The 24627-nt window shown below is 69.7% G+C and carries 33 protein-coding genes; 4 read left to right on the top strand and 29 right to left on the bottom strand.

The window, feature by feature from the left end:
- Positions 1 to 45 precede the first annotated feature (45 nt).
- From fliO to DC347_RS10250, 9 genes are all read right to left on the bottom strand, one after another.
- Positions 46 to 576 carry a flagellar biosynthetic protein FliO gene (gene fliO, locus DC347_RS10290; protein ID WP_109045315.1) on the bottom strand — a complete coding sequence of 177 codons (531 nt, stop codon included), beginning with the start codon at positions 574 to 576 and terminating at the stop codon, positions 46 to 48.
- Positions 577 to 1311, bottom strand: coding sequence for a flagellar motor switch protein FliN (gene fliN, locus DC347_RS10285; RefSeq protein WP_109045314.1), 735 nt, complete (start codon positions 1309 to 1311; stop codon positions 577 to 579).
- Positions 1308 to 2204 carry a flagellar motor switch protein FliM gene (locus DC347_RS10280; protein WP_109045313.1) on the bottom strand — a complete coding sequence of 299 codons (897 nt, stop codon included), beginning with the start codon at positions 2202 to 2204 and terminating at the stop codon, positions 1308 to 1310. The genes fliN and DC347_RS10280 overlap by 4 nt, the downstream gene beginning before the upstream one ends.
- A gap of 61 nt (positions 2205 to 2265) precedes the next feature.
- Positions 2266 to 3069 (bottom strand): flagellar motor protein MotB, encoded by an 804-nt coding sequence (locus tag DC347_RS10275; RefSeq protein WP_109045312.1) that lies wholly within the window; start codon positions 3067 to 3069, stop codon positions 2266 to 2268.
- On the bottom strand, positions 3066 to 3884 hold the full coding sequence (locus tag DC347_RS10270; protein ID WP_109045311.1) for a motility protein A: 819 nt from the start codon (positions 3882 to 3884) through the stop codon (positions 3066 to 3068). The genes DC347_RS10275 and DC347_RS10270 overlap by 4 nt, the downstream gene beginning before the upstream one ends.
- 3 nt (positions 3885 to 3887) lie before the next feature.
- The gene (locus DC347_RS10265; RefSeq protein ID WP_109045310.1) at positions 3888 to 4133 is read right to left on the bottom strand and encodes a flagellar FlbD family protein; all 246 of its coding nucleotides are present in this window, start codon (positions 4131 to 4133) and stop codon (positions 3888 to 3890) included.
- A gap of 68 nt (positions 4134 to 4201) precedes the next feature.
- A complete protein-coding gene (locus DC347_RS10260; RefSeq protein WP_109045309.1) occupies positions 4202 to 4567 on the bottom strand; it encodes a hypothetical protein in 366 nt (121 codons plus the stop codon).
- Positions 4568 to 4684: 117 nt separating this feature from the next.
- Positions 4685 to 5014, bottom strand: a complete 330-nt coding sequence (locus tag DC347_RS10255; RefSeq protein ID WP_109045308.1) for a hypothetical protein — start codon at positions 5012 to 5014, stop codon at positions 4685 to 4687.
- A gap of 92 nt (positions 5015 to 5106) precedes the next feature.
- Entirely contained in the window at positions 5107 to 5670 is a 564-nt protein-coding gene (locus DC347_RS10250) for a TetR/AcrR family transcriptional regulator (protein ID WP_109045307.1), read from the bottom strand.
- Positions 5671 to 5741: 71 nt separating this feature from the next.
- Between DC347_RS10250 and DC347_RS10245 the strand changes: the two genes are divergently transcribed.
- On the top strand, positions 5742 to 6314 hold the full coding sequence (locus DC347_RS10245; protein WP_109045306.1) for a dihydrofolate reductase family protein: 573 nt from the start codon (positions 5742 to 5744) through the stop codon (positions 6312 to 6314).
- Positions 6315 to 6358: 44 nt separating this feature from the next.
- On the opposite strand, the gene crcB is transcribed toward DC347_RS10245, so the two are convergent.
- From crcB to DC347_RS10225, 4 genes are all read right to left on the bottom strand, one after another.
- The gene (gene crcB / locus DC347_RS10240) at positions 6359 to 6736 is read right to left on the bottom strand and encodes a fluoride efflux transporter CrcB (RefSeq protein ID WP_109045305.1); all 378 of its coding nucleotides are present in this window, start codon (positions 6734 to 6736) and stop codon (positions 6359 to 6361) included.
- Positions 6733 to 7320 (bottom strand): CrcB family protein, encoded by a 588-nt coding sequence (locus DC347_RS10235; protein WP_350224065.1) that lies wholly within the window; start codon positions 7318 to 7320, stop codon positions 6733 to 6735. Before DC347_RS10235 ends, crcB begins: the two co-directional genes overlap by 4 nt.
- Complete coding sequence (locus DC347_RS10230) at positions 7317 to 7853, bottom strand: universal stress protein (RefSeq protein ID WP_109045304.1); 537 nt, start codon at positions 7851 to 7853, stop codon at positions 7317 to 7319. Before DC347_RS10230 ends, DC347_RS10235 begins: the two co-directional genes overlap by 4 nt.
- Positions 7854 to 7976: 123 nt before the next feature.
- Entirely contained in the window at positions 7977 to 8477 is a 501-nt protein-coding gene (locus DC347_RS10225) for a DUF4188 domain-containing protein (protein ID WP_109045303.1), read from the bottom strand.
- A 66-nt stretch (positions 8478 to 8543) separates the two neighbouring features.
- Between DC347_RS10225 and DC347_RS10220 the strand changes: the two genes are divergently transcribed.
- Positions 8544 to 9119 carry a TetR/AcrR family transcriptional regulator gene (locus tag DC347_RS10220; RefSeq protein WP_240617747.1) on the top strand — a complete coding sequence of 192 codons (576 nt, stop codon included), beginning with the start codon at positions 8544 to 8546 and terminating at the stop codon, positions 9117 to 9119.
- Between the two features lie 90 nt (positions 9120 to 9209).
- On the opposite strand, the gene DC347_RS10215 is transcribed toward DC347_RS10220, so the two are convergent.
- From DC347_RS10215 to DC347_RS10140, 16 genes are all read right to left on the bottom strand, one after another.
- Entirely contained in the window at positions 9210 to 10382 is a 1173-nt protein-coding gene (locus DC347_RS10215; protein ID WP_109045301.1) for a flagellar hook protein FlgE, read from the bottom strand.
- Positions 10383 to 10432: 50 nt separating this feature from the next.
- Complete coding sequence (locus DC347_RS10210) at positions 10433 to 10855, bottom strand: flagellar hook assembly protein FlgD (protein WP_109045300.1); 423 nt, start codon at positions 10853 to 10855, stop codon at positions 10433 to 10435.
- 27 nt (positions 10856 to 10882) lie between these two features.
- Positions 10883 to 12256 carry a flagellar hook-length control protein FliK gene (locus DC347_RS10205; protein ID WP_109045299.1) on the bottom strand — a complete coding sequence of 458 codons (1374 nt, stop codon included), beginning with the start codon at positions 12254 to 12256 and terminating at the stop codon, positions 10883 to 10885.
- Positions 12256 to 12990 (bottom strand): C40 family peptidase, encoded by a 735-nt coding sequence (locus DC347_RS10200; protein WP_109045298.1) that lies wholly within the window; start codon positions 12988 to 12990, stop codon positions 12256 to 12258. The genes DC347_RS10205 and DC347_RS10200 overlap by 1 nt, the downstream gene beginning before the upstream one ends.
- Entirely contained in the window at positions 12987 to 13421 is a 435-nt protein-coding gene (locus DC347_RS10195) for a flagellar FliJ family protein (protein ID WP_109045297.1), read from the bottom strand. Before DC347_RS10195 ends, DC347_RS10200 begins: the two co-directional genes overlap by 4 nt.
- Positions 13418 to 14758, bottom strand: a complete 1341-nt coding sequence (locus DC347_RS10190) for a FliI/YscN family ATPase (protein WP_109045296.1) — start codon at positions 14756 to 14758, stop codon at positions 13418 to 13420. The genes DC347_RS10195 and DC347_RS10190 overlap by 4 nt, the downstream gene beginning before the upstream one ends.
- Positions 14755 to 15384, bottom strand: coding sequence for a FliH/SctL family protein (locus tag DC347_RS10185; protein ID WP_133247078.1), 630 nt, complete (start codon positions 15382 to 15384; stop codon positions 14755 to 14757). The genes DC347_RS10190 and DC347_RS10185 overlap by 4 nt, the downstream gene beginning before the upstream one ends.
- Positions 15374 to 16426: a flagellar motor switch protein FliG gene (fliG, locus tag DC347_RS10180; RefSeq protein WP_109045294.1), complete on the bottom strand. Its 1053-nt coding sequence runs from the start codon at positions 16424 to 16426 to the stop codon at positions 15374 to 15376. Before fliG ends, DC347_RS10185 begins: the two co-directional genes overlap by 11 nt.
- On the bottom strand, positions 16423 to 18033 hold the full coding sequence (gene fliF, locus DC347_RS10175; RefSeq protein WP_109045293.1) for a flagellar basal-body MS-ring/collar protein FliF: 1611 nt from the start codon (positions 18031 to 18033) through the stop codon (positions 16423 to 16425). Before fliF ends, fliG begins: the two co-directional genes overlap by 4 nt.
- Positions 18033 to 18383 (bottom strand): flagellar hook-basal body complex protein FliE, encoded by a 351-nt coding sequence (gene fliE, locus DC347_RS10170; RefSeq protein WP_109045292.1) that lies wholly within the window; start codon positions 18381 to 18383, stop codon positions 18033 to 18035. Before fliE ends, fliF begins: the two co-directional genes overlap by 1 nt.
- Complete coding sequence (locus tag DC347_RS10165) at positions 18383 to 18775, bottom strand: flagellar basal body rod protein FlgC (RefSeq protein ID WP_109045291.1); 393 nt, start codon at positions 18773 to 18775, stop codon at positions 18383 to 18385. The genes fliE and DC347_RS10165 overlap by 1 nt, the downstream gene beginning before the upstream one ends.
- A 1-nt stretch (position 18776) precedes the next feature.
- Positions 18777 to 19118: a flagellar basal body protein gene (locus DC347_RS10160; RefSeq protein WP_109045290.1), complete on the bottom strand. Its 342-nt coding sequence runs from the start codon at positions 19116 to 19118 to the stop codon at positions 18777 to 18779.
- 158 nt (positions 19119 to 19276) lie between these two features.
- Entirely contained in the window at positions 19277 to 19681 is a 405-nt protein-coding gene (locus DC347_RS21645) for a hypothetical protein (RefSeq protein WP_165838009.1), read from the bottom strand.
- Positions 19674 to 20186, bottom strand: coding sequence for a flagellar export chaperone FliS (gene fliS / locus DC347_RS10150; protein WP_109045289.1), 513 nt, complete (start codon positions 20184 to 20186; stop codon positions 19674 to 19676). The genes DC347_RS21645 and fliS overlap by 8 nt, the downstream gene beginning before the upstream one ends.
- Positions 20183 to 21499 carry a flagellar filament capping protein FliD gene (fliD, locus tag DC347_RS10145; protein WP_109045288.1) on the bottom strand — a complete coding sequence of 439 codons (1317 nt, stop codon included), beginning with the start codon at positions 21497 to 21499 and terminating at the stop codon, positions 20183 to 20185. The genes fliS and fliD overlap by 4 nt, the downstream gene beginning before the upstream one ends.
- A 132-nt stretch (positions 21500 to 21631) precedes the next feature.
- Complete coding sequence (locus DC347_RS10140) at positions 21632 to 22471, bottom strand: flagellin (RefSeq protein WP_206073911.1); 840 nt, start codon at positions 22469 to 22471, stop codon at positions 21632 to 21634.
- A gap of 224 nt (positions 22472 to 22695) precedes the next feature.
- Here DC347_RS10140 and DC347_RS10135 point away from each other — a divergent pair, with 224 nt between their 5' ends.
- Both DC347_RS10135 and flgK read left to right on the top strand, forming a co-directional pair.
- Positions 22696 to 23178, top strand: coding sequence for a flagellar protein FlgN (locus DC347_RS10135; protein WP_109045287.1), 483 nt, complete (start codon positions 22696 to 22698; stop codon positions 23176 to 23178).
- Positions 23179 to 23208: 30 nt separating this feature from the next.
- Entirely contained in the window at positions 23209 to 24627 is a 1419-nt protein-coding gene (gene flgK / locus DC347_RS10130; RefSeq protein ID WP_109045286.1) for a flagellar hook-associated protein FlgK, read from the top strand.

The following is a 24627-nucleotide window of genomic DNA, read 5'->3' as shown; positions in this document are numbered from 1 at the left end:
CCGTGGCGGCCTGGCGGGGCCGCGGGCGGGCGGCCGCGGTTCCGGTCAACTCCGGCGTCCGCGGAGCGCTTCGGCGGCCTGCCGCCAGGTGGAACCGGCCAGGAGGGAGCCGTGCAGCTTCGACGCCGGCACACCGGGACCGGACAGCCTGGATCCGGGCAGGGCCGCCGGGCCCACGCGGCGGTGCAGCTCGGCCCGGCGGGGCATGCCCGCCGCCTCCTGGAACACGGCCGCGAAACTCTCCGACGGCGCCGCCGCCACCCGCCCGGGTGCCGGGAGCGCGGCCCGCTGCTCCGGCGTCGTGATGTCCACTGCTTCCACCGGGATCTCCCCGGCATGCAGGACGTTGATGCTGTGTTCGGTGACGCCGAGCAGGAAGCGCTTGTCCCCGGCGTCGATCACCACCACGGAGGCCTTCTGGCCCACGCCCTGGCGGCTGACCACGCTCAGGGTGCGGTTGGCGCGGCGGCGGCCGTGGCCTTTCGCCTTGCCCAGGCGGCGCTGCAGGTACCACATCAGGCCCAGCACCGCACCAAGGGCCACGAGCACGCGCAGCCCCAGGATGACTGAATCCATCTACCCCAGTCCCTCGGCGGTATCCAGGATGCGGGTGATGCGGACGGCGTAGTCCTGGTCCACCACCACCACTTCCCCGTGGGCGATCAGGCGGCCGTTGAGCAGGACGTCGGCGGGGGCACCGGCGGAGCGATCCAGTTCAATGACCTTGCCCGGTTCCAGTGCCAAGGCGTCCCGGACGGACATCCTGGTGCGGCCGATCTCCACGGTCAGGGACATTTCCACGTTGCTGATCAGGCTGAGCCGGGCCGGAACGCCGGAATCCCGGCGGGAGCCGCGGCCGGCGTCATGGACGGTGCCGTGCTCGCGCACCCGCACCGCGAACCAGCCGGCCGGGCTGGTGCCGTCCGTCAGTTCGAACACCGCGGTTTCCGGGTCCGAGAGCAGCCCGGCGGCGTCCTCTTCCCTTAACTCCCCCAGCACGCCGGCGTCGAACACCGCGGCAGCCGCCTCCATGGCAGGGCGCAGGATGTCGACGGCGGACACCAGGCCCGGTGCCCCGCCGCCGGCAGCCGCTCCGGCACCGCCGGCCGCAGCCAGGAACGAACGGTCCGCCAGGACCAGGGCCAGGTCCGCCGTCACGGCGCCCACGAACGTGGCCGCGATGCCCTGCGGCGCGTACGCGGCGGCCGCCAGCGGCGGGACGATGCCGGAAACGGACAGCACCGCCGGATGCGGCAGGTGCAGGGCCAGTTGCTGCGCCGAGGATTCGTGCAGGTTCAAAGTGATGGTCATCGCTGGTTCTCCTCGGTGGTGACAATGACGGCGGCGGCACGGGAACCGTTCCGGGCCGGGGCCGCGGTGCCCAGCCGGGTGCCGTTGATGGTGACGTCGAACGGGCTGTTCTCGCGGTGCGGCAGGGGCAGGATGTCGCCCACGGCCAGGCCAAGGATCTGCCCGGGCGTCACCGGCGCGGACGCCAGCTGCACGGCCACGTCCACCGGCACCTGCGCCACCTGGGCACGGACCAGGGCGCCGGCGTCGGCCGTGGGAACCATCGGGTTGACCGCACCCAGGCCCGGGAGCAGCACGTCCGCCGGGATGGCCAGCGTGGCGGCGCTGTGGTTCTCGCCCACCTTGACGCTGAACGCGGCCACGATCATCAGCTCGCCGGGCGCCGCCGCCTGGGCGAACTGGGAGTTGTACTGGACCACGTCCATGGCCAGCGGCGCGGCCAGCAGGGAGCCCAGTGAATAGCGCAGGTCCTCCAGCCCGTCCTCCACCATGCGCCGCACCAGGGCATGCTCGATCTGGGTGAACTTGCGTTCCGGGACCACCGGGTCCGTGGCGCCGCCCAGCATCCGGCTGATCCAGGACAGGGCGGCGGTGGCCGGGAACTGCAGGACCAGCCGGGATTCGCTGCCTTCGATCCGGCACAGGACCATGGCGGTGACGGCCGGCAGGGAGGCGGCGTATTCGTCGTAGCTCTGCATGCTCAGCTGGTCCAGGGTGGCGGAAGACTTCACCCGGACCTTCGCTGTGAGCTGGGTGCCCCACTGCCTGGCGAATGTTTCAAACGCCACTTCCAGGACGCGGCTGTGCTGCCGGGGCAAGGTGGTGGGCCTGCGGAAATCGTAGACGTCCACGGTCCGTTGCCGTGGCGCCTGCCGGTCCTCCAGTTCACTCACGGGTGGGACTATCGGCAGCGGTTCCCGGCGCGTAAGCAGGTTGGACCGGTGTTCTTGTCCCTTACGGGGCCGGTTTCGCGGCCTCCACTTTGATGGCTTCCGGAATGAGCGCCCGGATGGCCTCCGCCTTGTCCGAGAGGACCACCACGTCCACCCGGCGGTTCAGTTCCATGAGTTCCTCGGTGGAATCGTCGTTGACCTGGCGGGCGGACCCGAACGCCACCGCCCCGATCCTGCCCGGCGGCACTCCCCCGCGGTCCACCAGGTAGCGCAACACGTTGACGGACCGTGCGGAGGACAGCTCCCAGGTGGACGGGAACGAGGTGATGCCGTTGGCGGCGTGGCCTTCCACCATGATCTCCAGGCCGGCCGGGGCCAGGGTGGGGCTGATGGTGTCCAGGACCTGGCTGGCGCGCGGAGTGAGCTCGGGCCGGTCCGGCAGGAAAAAGGCCTGCGAGCCCACCAGTTTCACGGTCAGGCCACGCTCGGTGACCTGGAACTGGACATTGGCGTCCAACTGGCCGGCCTTGAGGTCCGACTGCATTTTCTGCTGCAGGGCGGTGAGCCGGTCCACCTCTTTGATGGCCAGTTCCAGGGAGGAGAAGGCTTCGGCATCCTTGTTGATCTGCTCGGGCGGCACCACGGTTCCGCTGGCGGTGTCCACCGTCTGCGTGGCCACCGCCCCGAATCCGGTGGCCAGGGAGTTGCGGAGCTTGTCGAACTTGGCCTGGTCCACGGTGGACATGGCGAACAGGACGATGAACATGCACATGAGCACGGTGACCATGTCCATGTAGGACGCCATCCACCGTTCGTCCACGTGTTCTTCCTCCGGCTCGTGGCTCCGGCGGCGGCGCCTGCTCAAGCGGCCCGGCCCAGGTCCGAGAGCTCGCCGGCGGCCGGGGCGCCCTTGGTTTTGCCCTTGCCTTTGGCCTGCCCGGCCGGAACCATGGCGTTGAGCCGTTCGGCGAGCAGCAGCGGCTGGGTGCCGTTCTGCACCGCGAGCATGCCTTCCATCAGCAGGGTCATCCGCTCGATTTCCAGGTCAGAGAGGCGCTTGAGCCGGGAACTGAACGGCAGCCACAGGAAGTTCGCGGACACCAGGCCCCACAGGGTGGCCACGAACGCGGTGGCGATCATGGGGCCCAGGTGGTCCGGGGTGGAGAGGTTTTCCAGGACGTGGGTCAGCGACACCACCGTGCCGATGATGCCGATGGTGGGTGCGTACCCGCCCAGGCTGGCGAAAAACTTGCTGGAGATCCGGTCGCGGCGCTGCTTGGTGTCGATCTCGTCTTCCATGAGCATCCGCAGCTCTTCGGCGTCCGTGCCGTCGGCGATGTTTTGCAGGGCACGGGCCAGGAACGGGTCCTTGGCCTTGCCGGCCTCATCCTCCAGGGCCAGGAGGCCGTCGCCGCGGGCAGTCTCCGCGAACCCCACCAGCTGGTCGATGCTGTCCTGCGGTTTGGCCGGCTTGGCCACGAATGCCCGGGGCAGGTCCTTGAACGCCTGGAGGGTGTCCCGGAGGGTGTTGCCAGCCAGGCCCACCGCCAGGGTGGCACCGAACACCAGGACCATCGGCGCCGGCAGCAGGAGAGCCTCCACGCTGGCGCCTTCCAGGGTGACCATGGCAAAGACGGAGCCGAAGGCCAGCAGCAGCCCGATGATTGTTGCGGGATCCATGGGTTACTCCTCGGGCGTCCGGACAAGGCTGAGCGAATGCCCGGGGGCTGCGGGCAGGTCACGTGCCCGGCGGAGAACATAGGCCCGGTAGTTCGCAATCAGCTCCACAACCTCAGCCAGGCTTTCGCGCACAACGTACGTGGCGCCGTCGAGCGTGACCAGGTGCGTGTCCGGGCTCTCGTGGATCCGCTCGATCACATCCGGATTCACGGCAAAGCGGGTGCCGTTGAGGCGGGTGACAACGATCATGGGCCGTTTCTGCTCTGTTGGGTGGGCGTTCCCTCCCTACTGTCGGCCGCCCGGACCGGGCCGTTAGGTCAAGGGTGATCCCGGCGCCGATACGCGCGGACACGCACGGAAGCCCGGCGCAGCTGGCGGCGGACACGCACGGAAGCCCGGCGCAGCTGGCGGCGGACACCCCAGGTGAGCGCGAGGCCGAGGATGACGAGCGGGAGCAGCTCGGGCGCCAGGGCAAACGTGCCGAAGAGGATCTCGAATGCTTCGAATCCGATCAGCGAGCCGGCGGCGAACCACACCCACCCGCCGAACAGCGTGGCTCGCAGGGCCGCACGGCGGCAGGCCCGGCGGCCCAGCAGCCACAGCAGCCCGAGGCGGCGGGGGGTTGCTGCCCGGTATCTCGGGGGCTGGTTGCGGAGGGCAGAGAACAACGTATTGCGGGACATGGCGATGGGCTCCTTGTGGCGGCTGTCAGGGAAGTGTCCTGATGTCGCCCGGAGGAACGGCGCACGCCGCACGCGGCCGCGGTCCTGCCATAGGCGGACTGAACCCGGCGGTGGGTCCTAGAGTGCTGCGGGGAGGCTCCCGGGGCGACGGCGGCGCGCGCCCGGAGCGCGGGGACCCGCCCCGCCGACGGGCACGGAGCAAGCCAAGGACACTTGGACCGAACCGCGCCTGACGTCCAGTCCCTGTGCCGCGGCGTGGCCGCGTCCGGCCAGGAGGGTGCGGAGCAGCGCATGCGAGGCGCAGGCCATGAGGACTGTCAGGGCAACGACCAGGGCCACGAGGAGGAGGGCGGTCACCGGGGGCATTCCCGCGCTGAGCGTTGTGCGGATTGCGACGTCGGCGCAGACAAAGTGCTCCAACATGACCCACCCGAGCAACAACACCATGCATCCCCCAATCGGGCCCCACGGTAACACCGCCCGGCCGCCCGATCAACGCTTGGCCAGGCGTTTGACCTGGCACAACGCGGGGCGACGGTTTATTTGAGGATCCGGTCCACCAGTTCGTCCACGACGGCGTCGAGGGAGAGTCCCGTGGTCAGCGGGACGGTGAGGTGGTCCAGCATGAGCCCGTCGATGGCGTAGTGGAACAGGGCCAGCTCTGTTCGGCCTCCGGGCAGTCCGGCCCGGTCATTGAATTTCACGTCGTCTTCGAAGGCGCGTTGCCGCCACTTGCCCAGCGAGTCGGCAACAGCCGGACGCCGGGCAGCTTCCAGCCGCAGCTCGAAAAGCGCGAGGGACACGTGGGGGTCGGCACCGAGCCGCCGCACAACGTCACGCAGGTACGCGGCGAACAGTGCCCTGTCCGGTTCCCGGCCCTGCCCCGGGTTGGCGGCCGGATCAGGAGTCAGCCGCTCTCCGATCCGGTCAACCAACGCGGCGATGAGGTCGTCCCGGGTGGGGAAGTAGTTGGAGGCAGTCCCCCGGGGCGCACCGGCCGCGGCGTCGACGGCCCGATGCGTGAGGCCGCGGGCGCCTTCCTCGGCGAGGACGCGGATGCCGGCGTCGGCAAGGGTGGAACGTCGTTCATCGTTTCGGGCCATACGGATCATGCTAGCCAAACCACGACGCCTGTTGTACTTTAACTACGACAGGTGTCGTGATTGGAGAAACCATGCGAGAACTCGTTTACTACGTTGCCGTGAGCATCGACGGATACATTGCCGACCCAACCGGCGGATTCGATGCCTTCCTTGCCGACGGCGACCACATGTCATTCGTGTTCGGCGATTACGCCGACGCCCTGCCCGCACACGTACACAGTGCACTCGGCACGGAGCCACCCGGAACACGGTTCGATACGGTGATCATGGGGTGGAACACCCTGGCCCCGGCACTCGACGCCGGAATCAGCAGCCCGTATCCGCATCTTCGGCAAATTGTGGCCAGCCGGAGCCCGCGCACGCTGGACCCCGCCATTACCGTGACCGCCGACCCATTGGCCGCCGTCGGAGCACTGAAACGGGAAGAGGGCCTGGACATCTGGCTGTGCGGGGGCGGCGCGCTGGCCGGCTCGCTCCTGCCGGAGATTGACCGGCTCGTGCTGAAGCGAAACCCCGTGGTGTTCGGGTCGGGCATTCCGCTGTTCGGCAACAAGCCCTTCGCTGCACAGTCGTTCGCCCTGACGGGGACCCGTTCGTTCAAGTCGGGCGTGGTGATCGAAGAGTACGGCGCGCACGGGAATTAAACCGCGGCAACAGGTGCCGCCTGGGGACGCGCCGGCCTGCCCGGCTAGAACAGGCTGCCGAGCGCAAGCCCGGCGGCAGCAGCGGCCACCGCGGCCACCGCGGTGCCGATGCCGTTGAGGAGGGCCAGCCCGGTACGGCGGGACTGGATGAGCCGGACGGTTTCGAAGCTTGCTGTGCTGAACGTGGTGTACCCGCCCAGGAAGCCGGTGCCGGCAATAGCCTGCAGCTCGACAGGGGCGGCATGGACGATCACGGCGCCGGCGAGCAAGCCAAGCAGGAACGAGCCCGTGACGTTGATGACGATGGTTCCCACCGGCAGGGCGGTGCGGGCCCTGGACCGTACCAAGCCGTCCACCACGAACCGGGTGGCTGCCCCGAGCCCGCCGGCGACGCCGACCAGGATAATGGTGGCGACGTTCACCGGTTCTCCTTCTTCAGAGCCTTCCGGCTGCCGGTTGCCCGTGCGTGGGGGCCCGCCGCCAGCCAAATTCCCGCCACGGTGGCAGCCGCGCCCGCCACCACGCTGACCGCCACGTAGAGCAGCGCGTCCGCGACGCGGCCGGCTCCGAACAGGGTGTTCGTTTCCAGCGCCAGGGTACTGTACGTGGTGAACGCGCCCAGGAACCCGGTGCCGACGAACAGCCGGATCAGCCGAAGCCGACCCGAGTCAGGGCCCCGCCGCACCAGGGCCTCCAGCAGGAGGCCGAGCAGGAAGGCGCCGGAAAGGTTGATGGCCAGGGTGGGAACCGGCCAGCCACCCGGTGCAGGCAGGATGCCCGCCAGTCCAAAACGGGCCAGCGCCCCCAGGATGCCGCCCGCAATGACGACCAGCAGGAACCCGGGATGCAGGTGCACCGGCCGGTGCGGGCGCGCCGTACCAAGCGTCCCCTGGTCCGCCGCAGCCTCCCGGCCGCCGGCCTCCGGACGCCCGGTCCCGTCGTCGTGCCCCCGCTTGTCCGCGTTGCCCGCCTGCGCCTGGGCGCCGGGGACAGGCGGTTCCATCATCGGCCCGCCTTGGGCTGGTGCTTGTGCGGCGACAGCGGGACCACCAGCACGGGCCGGTGCTGGCGGTGGGTGAGGTGCACCGCCACGGATCCCACCAGCATTTCCTCAAGCCGGGCCCCGAGTCCGCGCTCGCGGGTGCCCACCACGATGACGGACGCATCGGCGGATTCCGCCAGGCGTCCCAGCGCCCGGGCCGGGTCACCGGCAAGGGTCACGAAGGACCAGTCGATCCCGGAGCCGTCCAAGGCTGCGCGGAGGTCCGCGGCAATGGTGGCACCGATTCCTTCGATATCGTCATCCACCCCGTCGGGGTCGATCGGCCGGGCCTCCGCCCTGCCGTCCGGCTCCCCGGCAAGGTAGGTGGTGACGTCCACGTAGGCACAGACCAGCTTCACTCCGAGGCTGAACGCCAGCTCCGCGGCACGGTGCGCGACGGCAAGCGGCTGGCCGGGCACGACGCCCATCAGCACCGGCCCGCTGATCTGCCGCGGGACGTACGGCGCAGGGCTGGATGGTTTCGCTGCGTCAGTCATCTGTTCTCCTGTCAGATCCGGATTCTACTGCGCAGCCGGACCTCGGGAAGAAACGCGCGTCAATTGCCCCGCGGCGGGGGACGCCTGGCCCCAGCCCGGTTCGGCGTCGTCAAACCCCTGCGGTCAGGAACCGCCGGCGGGGCGGGCAGCCCGCCCCATCCGCTGCTTGGCGGTGTTGGTGCCTGCTCCGACCGGGACATGGTTCGTGGCCTTGGCGAGCCCGAAGAGCGGCATCCCGCTGTAGATGACCTCGATGCCGGCAGCGGGCACCTGATAGGTCTCATGCCAGACGCCGACGTCCCCGGTTCCGGCGAGCTCCTTCATGAAACGGCGCCAGGGTTCCAGATGGGGCGCATCCCTGTCCGCCGCAAACTTCCGCAGGTGCTCCGGACTTTCCCAGTAGCTGAGCATCATGGTGGTGCGCCCCACCCATTGCTGGTAACCGAGCATCCCCGCCGCCGGGTCATCTCCCAAATGCTGAAGCATCCGCCCCATGGCGGCACCGACCCTCCCCACGGTCCCCACCTTCCACCACCGGTTGGCCCGCATCCCGATCAGGAAAACCGTGACGGACTCCCGGCCCGGATCGGCTGTATAGCGGCCCGGAAATACCTTCTGCGACATGGGAACCCCTTCGGCACGGTGTTGTGTAACGCTGTTACAAAACAAGGTTATGAAACAATGGGGTCCATGGCAAGACCTGTTGTTCATAACGATTCCCTGAGGCAGGACCTGTTGGCCGTCACGGCTGAACTGGTGGACCGCACTGGTCCGGCGCGGGTGACGGTGCGGGACGTGGCCGCGGCCGCGGGGACCTCCACCACCGCCGTTTACTCTCTGTTTGGCGGGAAATCAGAGCTGCTCACCGCAGTCGTGGAGGACGGTTTCCGCTCGTTCGGCGAGTCGCAGGCGGCCGCAGCCGCCGGCGGCCTGCAGGGGCTTGGCACGGCGTACCGGGCCTGGGCCCTGGAGCACCAGGCACTCTACCGGCTGATGTTTGGCGGCGTGCTGGCCGCCTACGTCGAGTGCCGGCCAGACCCGGACGTTGCCCTCAATGCCATGCAGCCGCTGATGGACGCCGTCGCTTCTGCACAGTCCGCGGGGACCCTTCTGGAAGCGCCCGTGGAACTGGTCGCCGCCGCCATCTGGGGCCAGGTCCATGGCCTGGTCAGCCTGGAACTGGCACAAGTCGGCCCACCGGATGCCGACTGGGCCGCCGTCTACGCCGCCGCCCTGGACGCCGTTGCCCGCGGCTGGGCCGCCTGAAGCACAACTAAGCACCGCGCCGAAGCGTCGCCGCTGGGCCCAAGCATGGCTGCGCCGCGGGCGCCGCGGCCCGGCGTCGGATCCGGAGCGTCATCGCTTCAGGTTGGACAGTTCCTGGAGGACCTCATCCGAGGTGGTGATGATGCGAGCGTTGGCCTGGAACCCGCGCTGCGCCACGATCAGGTTGGTGAACTCCTGGGACAGGTCCACGTTGGACATTTCCAGGGACCCGGTGGCCAGGGTGCCCATCCCGGCGGCGCCCGGCGTCCCCACCTGCACAGCACCTGAATTTCCGGTCGCCACGAAGGATGACCCGCCGGCCTTCTCCAGGCCGCCCGGGTTGGCGAACTTGGCCAGCGCAACTCGTGCCAGGACGGAGCGGCTGCCGTTGCTGAAGGACCCCACCACGGACCCGTCCGGGGCCAGGGTGTAGGACTGCAGGGTTCCGGCCTCGGCCCCGTTCTGCCCGGCGACGGTGAGCGTGCTCATCCCCGCGTACCCGGTGACGGTGCCCAGGTTCACGGTGATGCCGCCAACGGCCAGGGTGCCGCCGGAGGCCAGCGCACCGTTCTGGAACGTCATGGCAGAGGCGCCGGTGGCGCCGTTGGCGTCCTTGCCGGCCACGTCCCAGCCGGCCGCCGTCTTGCTGAAGGTCAGATCCAGTGTCCGGGCGGCGCCGTCGGCGTTGAACACCTTAACCTGGCGTTCCAGCACGGTGCCCACCGCGGCGTCCGCCGGCAGGTTCCCGTCCAGGGCCGCCGTGGTGGTGGCGACGGCGGGCGAGGTGGTGTTGGGCGAAACCACGATGGCGCCCAGCGCTCCGCCGGTGTTGACCACCCCGTTGACCGCGGTCCAGCCCTGCAAGATGCCGCCGTCCGGGCTGACCAGCCGGCCCGCGTTGTCCGGTTCGAAGGCGCCCGCGCGGGTGTAGAACGTCTGCACACCCTTGCCGGTGACGAAGAAGCCGTCGCCCGAAATCATCAGGTCCGACGCCTTGCCGGTGGTCTGCGCCGAGCCCTGCCCGAAGTTGGTGCTGATGCCCGCCACCCGCACGCCCAGGCCGATCTGGGCCGGGTTGGTACCGGCGCCGCCGTCCTGTCCCGCGGCGGCCGGCTGCGTCATCTGCGAGAGCGTGTCCTGGAACTGGGTGGCGGAGGCTTTGAAGCCGGTGGTGTTCACGTTGGCGATGTTGTTGCCGGTGACGTCCAGCATGGTCTGGTGGGCGCGGAGTCCGGAGATGCCGGAGTACAGGGAACGCAGCATGGGTGGGCCTTTCGTCGGGTGGGGCGGGTGGGTAGGGCGGTGTCGTGGAGTTATTTCTTCGGGGCGGAGGCGCTGATCCCGGTGAGGGAATCGAGCGGGACTTTGGCGGCCCCCACGGTCACCAGCGGCACCCCGGTGGCGAAGGACACGGCGCTGGCCACGCCGCTGCCGGTGGTCCCGTCAGCCAAGGTGTAGCCCACCTCCGACCCCACGATCTGGGCCGCAGCGGTGCGCATCTGCAGGGAGAAGCTTTCCTTTGCGCCGCCGGAGAGCTCGGTCATTTTCTCCATCATGGACAGCTGCACGGACTGGGCCATCATCTGGTTGGTGTCCATGGGTGCGCCCGGGTCCTGGTACTTGAGCTGCGTGACCAGGAGTTTCATGAAGACGTCCGAATCCATGCTCTGGACGGGCTTGCGCGCGGTGGCGCCTGCCTGGATTCCGGTGGTGGCGCCGACGGCTTCGACGGTCATGGGTGGCTCTCTTTCATGGGTTGCGGGCTAGGCCAGGATGTCCAGGACACCGGGGCGGTTTCCGGAAAGGACGACGCCGGCGCGGAGCCGGGAAGGGCGGGCAGCATCGGACGGTGCCGCGGCGGGCTGTCCCGGCCGGGGCTGGCCGGCCCGTTCACGGTGCTGCCCGGGCGCCTGGCCGCCGGGTCCCCCCGGGTTCGGATCCGGCGGGGCGCCGTGCTGCGAGAGGTTGAGGTTGGCGGCGAGGCCGGATTCGGCCAGGCCGCGGCGCAGCTCGGGCAGGATGGTCCGCAAGGCGTCGCGTCCGGCGTCCGCCGGGGCGAACAGCTCAATGCGCACCCCGGTGGCGCCGATGTGGGCCCGCACGGTCAGCGGACCCAATCCCTCCGGGGACACCTTCAGGGTCATCACATGTTCCCCGGGCGCGGCGCTGGCCAAGGAGAACAACGGGCCGGCCAGCTGCGGTGTCAGCCTTGCCGGGTGGCTGAAGGGTGCAGGACCGGCTGCCGCGGCAGGAAGGGCGGTGGGAGCGGGCTGGGGTGCTGCGGGAACCTGCGCGGGCACAGCCACCGGGGGCAGTCCGCCGTTGCCCGGCGCAGGGTTGCCTTGAACGGTTCCGGACTCGGCGTGCGGCTCCCCTGCCCCGGGCCGACCCAGGGGTTTACCGGTGCCGGCGGCATCAGCCAGGGCCGGCGCGGCGGGGCCGGAAGCCCCTGCCCCCATGGCGGCAGCCGGCTCAGGAGCCGTGGTCGCAGCCGCCTCCGGCACCGATCCTGCAATACCGGGGGCCGGGGCGTGAAGGCTTGTAGCGCGCGCGGCCGCCGGGCCTGCAGTCACGGGAGGAAACACGCCGGCGTCAGGCGCAGCGCCGGCCACCACTTCGCCTGCCACCACCGCACCGGCAGCCACAGCACTGGCTGCCACAGCGCCGGGGGCCGCCGGCGGAGCGGGCTGCTGCCTGCCGTCCCAGGCCGCTGGCGCGACAGGGGCCGCTGCCGTGGACCCGGACGCTGCAGCGCCAGCGACCGGATCTGGTGCCGGGACTCCTACCGTCCCTGGCGCCGCCGTGCCTGGTGCCGTGGCTGCCGCCATGCCTGGTGCCGCGGGGGTTGCGTGGGCCTGAGCCGGAACCATCCCGGCAGCAGCCAGCAACGCCGCAACGGAACCCTGCACGGGGGCGGGCTGCCCGGCCACCGCGGTACCGGCGTCGTCCGTGGTGTCTTTGGCATCCCCGCCGTTGCCTTGCACAGGAACGTTCGGTTGAGGGGAAGGGCCGGCCAGCACGCCGCCGAGCACCGCGCCGAACCCGGCCCCGCCGTCCCGGTCAGGCGCCGCCCCTGCAGAGGCCCCGGCCCGCGCCGCCGCGGGCGGCGCGGTGGGAAGAAGGACCGCCGCCGGCATCAGGCGCCCTGCCCAGCAGGGACGATGCGGCGGATGGCCGTCAGGTTCGACTGCTGTTCCCATGCATCCCGGACCTGGATGGTCTGGCCGGGGACGGGCGCGTCGATCGCCTTGCCGTTGCCCAGGTAGATGGAGATGTGGTTCCCGCCGAAGCTGACCAGCAGGTCTCCCGGTTTGGCCTCGGCGAGGGACGCCACCGGCGTGCCCACCTTCATCTGGTCGCTGACCACGCGCGGGAGTTCCACGCCCAGGTCCTTGAAGACCCGCTGCACGAACCCGGAGCAGTCCATGCCGGTGGCCGGGTTGGTGCCGCCCCACACGTAAGGGACGCCGATGTACTTCCTGGCGGTGGCCACCACGTCGGTGCCGGTGGCCTTTCCGGGCGCTGCCGGAGCGGACGCCGCAGCCGTCCCGGAGGGCCCGGAGATTCCGGTGAGCCCAGTGTTTCCGGCAAGCCCAGCGGTTCCGGCAATGCCGGACAGGCCCGTGCTGCCGCCAAGTCCCGTGACGCCGCCCGGCCCCGCCAGCCCCGCCAGCCCCGATGAAGCAAGCAATCCCGCCCCGGCACCCGCATCCGTACCGGCAGCGGCCAACGCTGATTCGAACGCCGCCGCATTCGCCGCTGACGTGCCGGAGGCGGCCGCCGCCGGAGCCGCCGTAGAAAGGGGCCGCGAGAGTTCGCTGATCATGGACTCGATGGTTCCGATCCGCCCAATGATTTCGGCCATGCTCATGACGTCGCCTCCCCGGCCTTGCGGTGCCACGAGGTGGCGGCGATCTCGTCAAGGACGCCCTGTTCTGCGTGCAGTTCTGCGGCGGCCAGCTCGGCATCGTGGCGGAGCTCGAGCTTCTCCAGCCCCACCGCCATCCGCCGGGCCTGCGTGTAGTCTGCGCGGGCCTCGGCCAGGTCCGCCTCCGCCGCGGCGGACAGCGCGTCGAGGTCCGCCAGCATGCTCTGGGAGGATGCCCGGGCGGCCGCGAGGGCCAGCAGGGAGGACGAACTGACCGCGGAATCGACGGAATCGCCGAGTTCCTTCCGCGCCGCAGCGCGCCGGCCGTGGGCATCCTCGGAGCGGGAGGCGGCACGCGCCATGCCGGTGGCTGCCTGGTCCTGCTGCAGCTGGCGCAGCCTCAGCAGTCCGGCGAGGGGAAACTGGCGGTTCATGCGGCTCCTTCGAGGGGCGTGCCCAGGCGGTTGGTCAGGGAGGTGAGCGCCTGCCAGGCCATGTCCGGCGGGGTGGAATCGTCCATGCGCTGCTGCAGGAAGGCATTGATGGCCGGCTCGTTGTCCAGCGCCGCATCCACCAGCGGGTTCGTGCCGCGGTGGTAGGCGCCGACGTCGATCAAGTCCTGGGCGGCCCGGCGTGCGGCCAGCACCTTCCGCAGCGAGCCCGCCACCGCCGTCCGCTCCGGCGGGTTGACCTTTGACGCCACGCGCGAGACCGAACCCAGCACGTCAACGGACGGAAAATGCCCGGTCACGGCCAGCTTCCGGTCCAGGACCACGTGGCCGTCCAGGATGGAACGGGCGGCGTCCGCGATGGGTTCGTTGTGGTCATCGCCGTCCACCAGCACGGTGTAGATACCTGTCACTGAGCCAGCCCGGGCCGTACCGGCGCGTTCCAGCAGCCGGGCCAGGATGGAAAACGTCGACGGCGGGTAGCCGCGGGTGGCGGGCGGTTCACCGGCGGACAGGCCGATCTCGCGCTGGGCCATGGCCACCCGCGTCAGCGAGTCCATCATCAGCACCACGTCCTGCCCGGCTTCCCGGAAGGATTCGGCGATCCGGGTTGCGGTCACGGCGCAGCGGAGGCGCATCAGGGCGGGCTCGTCCGAGGTAGCCACCACCACCACGGACCGTGCCAGTCCCTCCGGTCCGAGGTCGTCTTCGAGGAACTCGCGGACTTCGCGGCCGCGCTCCCCCACCAGGGCAATGACGGACACTTCGGCGTCGGTGCCGCGGGCAACCATGGACAGCAGTGAGGATTTGCCCACCCCGGACCCGGCAAAGAGCCCCATGCGCTGCCCCCTGCCCAGGGTGGCCATGGTGTCCAGGACCCGGACCCCGGTGTGCAGGGGCGCGGACACTCGGGCCCGGTGCATGGCGGAGGGCGATTCGTTGTCCGCGGGCACGTACCGGCCGGCGGTCAGCGGCCCCTTGCCGTCGATGGGCCGTCCCAGCCCGTCCAGCACGCGCCCCTTCAGGCCCGGGCCGGCGGGAACCAGCAGCGGGCTGCCCTTGGACCGGGCGGGATCGCCGGCGGCCACCCCTGCCAGCCGTCCCAGCGGCATGCACCGGATGGCGCCGCTGACGGAAGCCACCACCTCGGCGTCCAGCCCGGGGCCGTCACCCACGGTGACCAGGTCCCCCACCGCGCACTCGAGCCCGGTGATTTCCAGGCCGAGGCCCAGGACCGCGGTCACGGTGCCCACCCGTTCCGGGGCGGCTGCGCCCACCGCTGCGGCGAAGCGTGCGCCGTACGGGCGCCAGGAGATGCTCATGCCGCACCTCCGGGCACGTTGTCCGGGCCGAGCAGCGCCGCACGGGCTCGGGCCACTGCGGTGTGGAGCCGGGCGTCCAGCCAGCCGTCCGGGTAGACCGCGATGGCGTCGCCGCGGGCCAGGGAAGAGTCGGGAACAAGGTCGACGGCGGCGTCCGCGGTGGCGCCGGCGCCGTCCAGGAGCGCGATGTCGGCCGGGTGGAGGCGGACGGCGGCCGGTGCGGCGGACGTGCTGCCGCCCAGCGCCCGGTGAAGCGCCGCGCGGGCGGTGCGGTCGCCGTCGTGCATTTCATAGCCGAGCACTGCCTCCGCCAGTTCCAGGGCACCGGCGGCCAGCACCTGTTCGCTGTCCTGCAGCACCAGCGCGAACCGCTGCTGGAAGGCGGCAGCCGCGGCCTGGAGGAGGGCGGTTGCCCTGGCGGCGGACTCGCGGGCGTGGGCCAGCACGGCGTCATGCTCGGCACGCATGGCATCGGCCTGGCGTTCCTGATCCGCGGCGGCTGCGCGCAGGCCGGCCGCGTACCCCGCCGCGTGGCCCTGCACGTAGCCGCGGTCGCGGGACTCGGTCGGGGCGGACTGCTGCACGCGCGGGAAGACCACCGCTGCCGGGGCGGCGTCAGTAGACAAGGTCGTCCTCCTCGCCGCGGCGCACCACAATGGCTCCGCTGGCTTCCAGCTCGCGGATGGACCGGACAATGTCCGCCCGGGCTTCCTCCACCTGCGAGGCCCGCACCGGCCCGGCATTGGCCATCTCGGCCTCGAGGATCTCCTGGTTGCGGCCCGAAACGTTGCTGCGGACGGCATCCAGGACCACGGCCGGGGCACCCTTCATGGCCAGGGCCAGCACCTCGGGCGCCACCCCGCGCAGGATCTGCTGGATGTCCCGGCGCTCGAGTTTCACGATGTCCACGAACGTGAGCATCCGGGCCCGGACCTCGGTGGCAAGGGCCGGGTCCAGGGTTTCCAGGCCGTCCAGCACAGACCGTTCGGTGGCCACGTCCGAACGGTTGATGATGTCCACCAACGGCTGGATTCCGCCCACCGTCTCGGTGGATTTGCCCTGCGACACCACCGCTCCCGAGCGCTGCTTGAGCGTCTCCGCCACGATGCCCACCGCCTCCGGCGTGGGCGAACCCATCACCGCGATGCACCGGGCGACGTCGCTGCGCTGCGCCTCGCCCAGGCCCGCCATCACGGCCGAGGCCTTCGCCGGGCGCAGGTGCGCCAGGACCAGGGCGATGGTTTGCGCCAGCTCGCCGTCGATCAGCGCCAGGATCTGCCCGGCGTCCATCATTTCCAGGAACTCGAAGGATTTCCCAGCCATCGTGGACGCGAGCCGGTCCATGAAGCCGGCAGCCTTGTCCGCGCCGAAGGACGCTTCCAGGAGCCCGACGGCCAGTTCCTGCCCGCCGCGGGCCGTGCGGCGGCCGCTGACCGCGATGTCATGGAATTCGCCCATCACCTGGTCCGCGACGGCCGGCGGGACCCGGCGCAGCCGGACGATCTCGGCGGCGATGTCCTCGGCCTCCGCCTCGGAGAACTGGGCCATGACGGCTGCCGCGTTTTCCGGGCTCATCTGCATCAGGACCACGGCCACCTTCTGTGGACCGGACAGCGGCGCGCCGGCCTTCACCGGGGCGGCCAGGCCCGTACCGGGCTGGGCGGTCATACGGATTGCCTGTCGTCCATCAGGCCGCGCAGGTAGTCGGCGGTGCGGGCCGGGCTCTCAGCCACCATGGCCTCGATCTGCGCGCGCCGGCGTTCGACGTCGAGGGCTTCGGCGTCCGGGAGCGGCAGCGGTACCGGAGCGGGCAGCGGGATGGCGGAGGTGGCCGGCGCGGTTTCGAGGGCCTGGACGGCGCCGCCGGGGAGGGCGGGGTATTCGATGCCCACGCCCAGGTCCACCGGCTCGCGCAGCTGGCGGCGGCGCCAGGCGATGAGCATCACGACGATCAGGGCGAGGGCGGCCAACAGGATGCTGCCGGCAATGACCAGCGTCTTCATCAGCTCGGCCTGGCGGGCGGCCTCGGCGTCGGCCTTGGCAGCGTTGAGGGAAGCGGCGGCATTGTCGGCGGCAGCCGTGCTGAACGGCAGCATCTCCACGGTGACCACGTCGCCCCTGGCGGGATCAGCCCCGGCCGCGGCGGTCACCAGGGACCGCACGGACGTGAGGTTGACCCCGGCGGCCGCGGCCTGGTTGATGGCCACGGAAATGGTTTGGCGCTTCACGGCACCCTGCGGGATGGTCCGGTCCTCGGTGACCTTGTTGACGGCGTTGTTCTTGGTGGTGTCCGAGGAGTCGAACGTGCCGTTGCCGTTGGTGCTGCCCGGCACGGCGATGTTGTCCGGTCCCAGCACGCCGGCCGCTCCCCCGCCGCCGGTGCCGGTGAATTTCTCGGTCTTGGTGGTCTCGCTGAGGGCGGGGACGCCGTCGGCGGCAGTGAACGTCTCGCTGCGCTGTTGTGCCGATTCCCCGGTCACGTCCGCTGCCACGGCCACGGTGGCGTTCCCCGGGCCCACGACGCTGTCCAGCACGGCCTTGACGGAGTCGGTGGTGCGTTGCTGGTATTCGGCGGCCTGCTTGGAGGAGGACCCGGTGGCAGCTCCGCCGATGGCAGAGAGCACGTTGCCCTGCGAGTCCACCACCGACACGTTGGCTGGTTTGAGGTTCTCGATGGCCGCCGAGGTCAGGTGGACCACGGCCTGCACCTTGTCCGGGGACAACGTGGTGCCCGGCTGGGTCTCCACGAACACGGATGCGGTGGGGTCCGGGGTTTTGTCCACGAAGACCGACTTTTCCGGGATCGCGAGCCGCACGGCGGCCGTCTTGACCCCGTCCATGGCCTGGATGGTGGAGGCCAGTTCGCCTTCCAGGGCGCGCTTGTACGTGACGGACTGCTGGAACTCGGAGGACGTGACGCCCAGCTTGTCCAGCAGCGAGTACCCGGTGGCCGCGGCGGACGGCAGCCCGGCGGCGGCAGCCTTGAGCCGCTCGTCGTAGACCTTCTCCTCGGGCACCAGGATGGTGGAGCCGCCGTTGGCGATCTCGTAGGGCACGTTGTCCTTGCGCAGCTGCTCCACGATGCCGTTCGCGTCGGTATCCTTCAGCCCGGAGAAAAGGGGCGAGTAGGCTGGCTTGCCCAGCCATGCACCCAGCGCCACGGTACCCAGGACCAGGACAGCGACGCCCAGGATCGCCAGGGTCCGCTGCGCCGGCGTGAACCCTTTGACCCCGGAGCCCAGTCTGCGGAAGAACGCGGCAATCTGCGGGGGCATCAGGCCTGCATCCTCATGATCTCGTTGAAGGCGTCAACGCCCTTGTTGCGCACGGAGGCCACCAATTCCAGCGTCACCTGCGCGCGGGTGGCGGCGATGGTGGCGGCGTGGATGTCGTCGAGGTTGCCGGTGACGGCTGAGACGGCCAGGGACTTGGACGTGGACTGCAGCTGCTGAAGATTGTCGACGGCGCCGGTCAGGGCCGAGGCGAAGGCACCGCCGGAGGGGGTGCTTCCGGCGGCGGCCGGGCCATCAACGTAGCCGGTCCCCTGCACTGCCTGCACGCCCCGGCCGGTGGTGGCTCCGGCTCCGGCGATATTGCTGATTGCGCTCAGCGCATCGAATGCCATCAGGACTTTCCAATCTCAAGTGCAGCCAAATAGGTTTCGCGGGCGCGGTCCACCACCTGGGCGTTGGCCTGGTATCCGCGCTGGGCGATGATCAGGGCGCCCATTTGCTCGGACAGGTCGATGTCCGGGTAGCGGACGTACCCCTGGGCGTCGGCCAGGGGGTGATCCGGCTGGTACACCAGGCGGCCGGTGGCGTCCCCGGCAGGGGTGCTCTTGACGTAGACGCCGGTGCCGTTTTGGCCTTCGGCGGCCTCGATGTAGCGCGCGCGGAACGCCGGGCCGTTGGTGCTGGTTGCCGTGTTCATGTTGGCCAGGTTGTCCGAGACGGCGTCCAGCCACTTGCGATGGACGGTCAGGGCGGTTCCGGCAATGCCGATGGCGTCGAAGGTCATTTCAATTGGTCCTCATCGCCGCGCGGAGGGCCGTGAACTCGCCGTTAACTGCCCGGGAGGCGAACTGGTAGCGCAGCACGGTGTCGATGTTGGAGAGGGTTTCGGTATCCAGGTTGACGTTGTTTCCGTTGAGCTGCGTTGGCTCCAGTGACGCCTCGACAGAAGGCGCCGCCTGCCCGTTGCCGTTGCGCACCGAGGCGGCGAGCGCCTCCTCGAAGGAGACGCGCTTGGCCTGGTAGTTGGGCGTGTTGATGTTCGCGATGTTGTTGGCGATGGTGCGCTGGCGCAGCGCCAGGCCGTCCAAGGCGCTGGAGAGCGCCGCGGAGGTCACGGATTCGAGCACGACAAACCTGCCTGGTGGTGTTTCAGAGGCCGATCCGTGGCCGTGGCATCGAGCGATCCGTGCTCTGTCAGGAGTTATCGGCACAGGTCAGCGGGGCGTTAGGAGGAAAACCCGCCCAGTTTTCCAGCCCGTCCTGCCTGCCCGGTCATGCGGGTACGTCAGCCCGTGACGTCCAGGTAGACGGCGGCCGCCGGCGCCCCGATACCAGGGATGGAGGACACCGCCTGCAACTGCCGCGCCACATCCGCCCGAGCCTCCTCAAGCTGGCGGATCAGGGCTTCCTGCCGGGCGGCAAGCGCCACCGCCCGCGCGCGGACCGCAGCCGCCGCAGGGTCCGGGAGCGCGGCGAGCGGCGGCAGCTTGGCCTGCTGGTTCGGCTGGGTCCGCTGGAGCTGCTGGGCCCTCACCGGCCTTGGGGATGTGCCGGGGATACCCCGGGTGTGCTGGTGGATCAGGGCACCGGCCGCATCCGCGGTCCGCTCCAGGGAGTCCAGCACTGCCGTCCAGCGTGCCAAGGCGGCGTCCGCTTCCGCGGCGGGGTCCGTCGTCGGGCTTTCAGCCAACGCCGAGCATCCCGTTGCCAGTAGGGAACAAAGACTCCCTGGTCCCCCGGATAGCGGCGGGGGCCGCCACAGTCGCGGCCGCATTGGCTGCCGGGACGGGGGTGGCCGCCGGCACCATCGCGGCAGCTTCGTGCCAGGTCTGACGGAGGGGTTCCAGCAGGCTGATCGCTTCCTTGGTCAGTGCGGGGTCGCGCTGGATGTTGGCGTTGATGAGGGCGGTGGAGGCGTAGTTGTAGATTCCCAGGAGGCTGCCGGCTCCGTCCCACGCCTCGACTTTCAGCGAGGAGGAAAGTTCGGTCAGGATGGCCTGGGCGTGCAGCAGGTGGACCGATGCCATGGCCCAATTGCCTGCTTCCTGGTCCGCTTCGGCGCGGGCCAGGTCCACCAGCAGCCGGTCATACAGCATGGTGAGCAGCCGGGCCGGTGGCGCCGAAAGCACCGACTCGGCCAGGTACTGATTGCGCTGGGCCGCGTTGCCGTAGCCGCCGAAAGGGGTGGAGGTCATGATGAGGAGCTTCCTGAGGAGGTGGAGAGGCCGGCAAGTTGGGAGGACAGCCAGGATGACTGCGCCTTCATGCCGCTGAGGGCCACTTCAAGGGCGGAGTAGGTGCGCTGGAGGGTCTGCTTGCGGTCCTCAAGCCGGGTGTCCCAGTCGCTGATTTGGTCCGCCAGGTCCCGGACCGTGGACTGCTGTCCCGAAATCCTGGTGGTCAGGGTGCCGTCATATTTGTCCGACGCCGTGGTGGCCGCTGCCGCGAGGCGTCCGGCCAGTTCCTGGACCTTGGCCTGCACTCCGGCGGGGTCTGCGGCCAGGGCTGCTGCGAACTTGTCCTGGTCGAACTCCATGGTGCCGGCTTTGGTGATGCTGATGCCGATTTCAGAGGGCGAGCGCGGCGGGATGCCCACGGGCATGGAGGCTGCGGACAGGAGGTTCTGGCTCACGTCCCGGACCGTGCTGTCGCCGGTGAAGATGCCTGCGCTGGTGGTGGTGCCCGAGGTACTGACGGCGCTCCTGGCGGAAACGAAGGCCAGGACGCCATTCAGTCCTGACACCAGGTCGGAGGCCAGTTTGCCGATTTGGGCGTCGTCGCGTGCCACGGTGACGGTAACCGGGGTTGCCGATGCTTCCTTGACCGTCACCGACACTCCGGGCAGCAGGTCGGTGAAGGTATTGGTGGCGGAGGTGATGGACTGCGGGGTTGCCAGCCCGGACCAGAGCTGGATCTCGGCGTCCTGGGCGGCTTTGGCATCGGAAACAGCGGCACCGGAGTTGGTCACGGTGAACGCACCGGTCTGGCCGGGGGTGGTGGAAGTGAACTGCAGGCGGTACTGGCCGCCGCCTACGGCGACTTTGGCGGCGCTGACTCCGGCGCCGGCAGCATTGACGGCGGTCACCACATCATCCAAGGACGTGGAAGCCGCGGTGATATCCACGGCCTTGCCGCCTTGGGTGATGGTCAGGGTGGTTTGCGGCCAGGCCGTCAGGGCATCCGAGACGCTGACTTGGGTCTGGGCCAGCCTGGTCACGGTGAAGTCGATGGACCCGGCTGCCGCTGCAGCGGTGCCGGTGGCCGTGACTTTGTCGCTGCTGCTGGTGGCTGTGTTCAGGTTCAACGCGCCGGGTTTGGCGGCGGCGGAGGCCTGCGTGGCCAGGGCGGCCACCTTGGAGTTGAGCCCTTGGAGCGCGGAAACCATCGACTGGATGTCAGCCGATTTGTTCTTCAACTGGGTTTGCGGGATCGCTTCGACCTGCATGAGGGAGCTGATCAGGGCGGTGGTATCCAGGCCGCTGGCCAGTCCGTCGAGGGATATGCCCATCGCTGCTGCTCCTGGGTGCTGTGGGTGGGTGGCTGGGACAAGGGAGGCGCTGCAGGTGAGGGCCGGGCGGAGGATCACTCCGCCCGGCCCTCACCGGTACAACATTGCTACCGGACGGTGGCCCGGAGCGGACTAGCGCAGGAGCTGCAGGACACCCTGGCTGGACTGGTTCGCCTGGGCCAGCATGGCGGTGCCTGCCTGGGAGAGGATGTTGTTCTTGGTGTACTTCACCATTTCCTCCGCCATGTCGGTGTCGCGGATGCGGGACTCGGACGCCGACAGGTTTTCCTTCGAGACATTGATGTTCTTGATCGTGTGCTCAAAGCGGTTCTGAACAGCACCGAGCTCGGATCGGGCCGATGACACAGACTTGATGGCCGTATCAATGGACCCAATGGCCGACGCTGCACCCGTGGCGGTTGAGAAGTCCAAAGTGCCCATCGCAGTGACGACGTTCGATACGTTCGCCGACGCCAAATCGACCACGATCTGGTCGCCAGTGTTGGCGCCAACTTGGAAGCTCATCTTTCCGTCCGATGCCGAGCCCGCCGTACCATTCAACAGCTTTGCGCCGTTGAAGTCGGTCGAGCCGGCAATGCGCGTGAGCTCAGAGGTAAGAGCCGTAGCTTCGGTGGTGATAGCAGCGCGTGAATCAGTGTTGTTCGAGTCGTTGCCAGCCTGAACGGCGAGATCACGCATGCGCTGCAGGATCGAGTGAACTTCGTTGAGCCCGCCTTCAGCGGTTTGGACGACTCCGATTCCATCCTGCGCATTTCGCGCCGCCACGGTCAGGCCGCCGACCTGCGAGCGCAGTCCTTCTGAGAGAGCCAGGCCAGCCGCATCGTCCGAAGCGCGGTTGATGCGCAGGCCGCTGGACAGCTTCTCCAGCGACTTGGACAGGTCGTTCTGGGTGTTGTTGAGGTTGCGGTACGCGTTGTTCGCAGCCAGGTTGGTGTTGATCTGCATTCCCATGGTGTTTCCTCCGTGATGTGGGACGTTGTGTCGAAGGCCCATCCGTGGGCCCTCACAACCAGCTATCGGAGCAGCGGCAACCCCGGTTAGGAAAAACGGCCGGGAAGTTTTTGGCAATCCCTTCCGGGCACTCCTCCCCCGGCTGCTCCTAACGCACCCACTCCGCCGGCCGATAGCTTTCCCATGACACGACGCCAACCCAACGAACCTGGAGCTGACCAGCCATGGCCATCCACGAACTTTCGGCACTGCTGTGGCGCGAACGCGAGCTCCTGGACCTCCTGACGTTCAAGCTGGAGGAGGAGCAGCTGCTGCTTACCGCCGGCAAGTCACGGTGGCTCCCGCACGGCACGCGGGAGGTGGAGCAGGTCCTTGAGCGCCTGTCCAAGGCAGGACTGGCACGCGCCCTGGAGGCATCTGCCGTCGCCGCTGACTGGGGTCTTTCCGAGGATTCCTCGTTGGCGGAACTGGCGTCCGCCGCCCCGGACGAAGCGTGGGCGGGAATCCTCACCGCGCACCTGACGGCCATGCAGCGGCAGACCGCCGCCATCCAGGAACTTCGCGACTCCAACGAACAATTCCTGCGCGCAGCGGTGCGCTCCACCCAGGAAACAGCAGCCAACCTCCAGCCGGCCGCCGGAACGTACGACTCCCAGGGCCGTGCCGGGCAAACCGAGGCGTCGCACTTGTTCGACCAAAAAATCTGACCGGCACACCCGCACCAGCAAAGGACAGCAGTGAGCACATTCGGCGGACTGAACACGGCCTACCTGGGCCTCACCGCGGCCCGGCAGGGCATCAACGTGGCGGGCCAGAACATCGCCAACGCCACCACGGAAGGCTACACGCGGCAGCGGCTTGAACAGTCGGCCATCGGCGCCCCGGCACCCACCGGCCTGGCAACGGGCTTGCTCCAGCCCGGACAAGGCGTCTCCGTGGACGCCATCGCCCGCCTGGGCAACAGCTTCCTGGACGCCGGCGTCCGGTCCAGCGCAGCCCAGGCCGGATACGCCAGTGTCCGCTCCGGGGAGCTGCAGCGCATCGAGGACAGCCTCCAGGAACCCGGCGAACACGGAATTACCGCGGCGTTGCAGGGCTTTTGGGCGGCCTGGCAGGGAGTCTCCAACCACCCGGGCGGGGCCGCCCCCACCGCCGTGCTGCTGCAGGCGGCCTCCTCCCTCGCCGGCACCGTCTCCGCCGGCTACCGGTCGCTGGATGCGCAATGGACGCGGGTCCGGGCCGAGGCGGACGGCAACGTGAAAACCGTCAACGACGCCGCGGCGCAGGTAGCCGGCTACAACGCCCGCATCCGCCAGGTCCTGGCCGGCGGCGGCTCCGCGAACGAGCTTGTCGACGCCCGCAACAAGGCCATCGAGACCATCGCCTCCCTGGCTGGCGGCACCGTCCGGGACAACGCCGACGGCACCGCCGATGTCCTGGTGGGCGGCAACGCCTTGGTGTCGGGTACGTCCACCCGCCTCCTGGCACTGTCCGGCCAGGCAAGCATGGCCGGCCCGGGCGCCGCGGTAAAGCTTGAGTGGGCTGACCGTCCGGGCCACCCCGTAGGGCCCGACGGCGGGAAGCTCGCAGGTGCCATCACCCTCCTTGCCCCGGCGGCCGGCGGGTCCGGCGGACCCATCGCGGAGGCGGGCGCCTCCTACGACGCCTTCGCCACCAAACTGATGACCGACGTCAACACTGTCCACCGCGCCGGCCAGTCCACCACCGGTGCCGGCCAGCTGGACTTCTTCACCGCGGCCCCCACGGGCTCGGCGGCGCTCACGCTGCGGGTGGTCCCCGCGGACGCCTCTGGAATCGCCACCGGGGCGGCCGGTGCCGGCGCGCTGGACGGCGGCACGGCCGATGCCCTGGCCCAGCTCGGTGCGGGGGCGGACTCCCCGGACAAGGCCTGGACCGCCGTCGTCACCGGTATTGGCGCGCTGTCCCGCTCAGCCCAGCAACACGAACAACTGGCCACGGCGGCGAGTGTTTCCGCTGCGGGGCAGCGCGATTCCGGGGCGGCCGTCAGCCTGGATGAGGAAAACATCAGCCTGCTCAGCAACCAGCACGCCTACCAGGCGGCCGCCAGGGTGATGACCGCCGTCGACGAAGCCCTCGATGTCCTGATCAACCACACCGGACTGGTGGGAAGGTAG

It is taken from the genome of Pseudarthrobacter sp. AG30 (assembly GCF_003116525.1).
In the GTDB taxonomy this organism is placed as follows: Bacteria; Actinomycetota; Actinomycetes; order Actinomycetales; family Micrococcaceae; genus Arthrobacter.
This window is presented reverse-complemented; position numbering and strand designations above follow the sequence as displayed.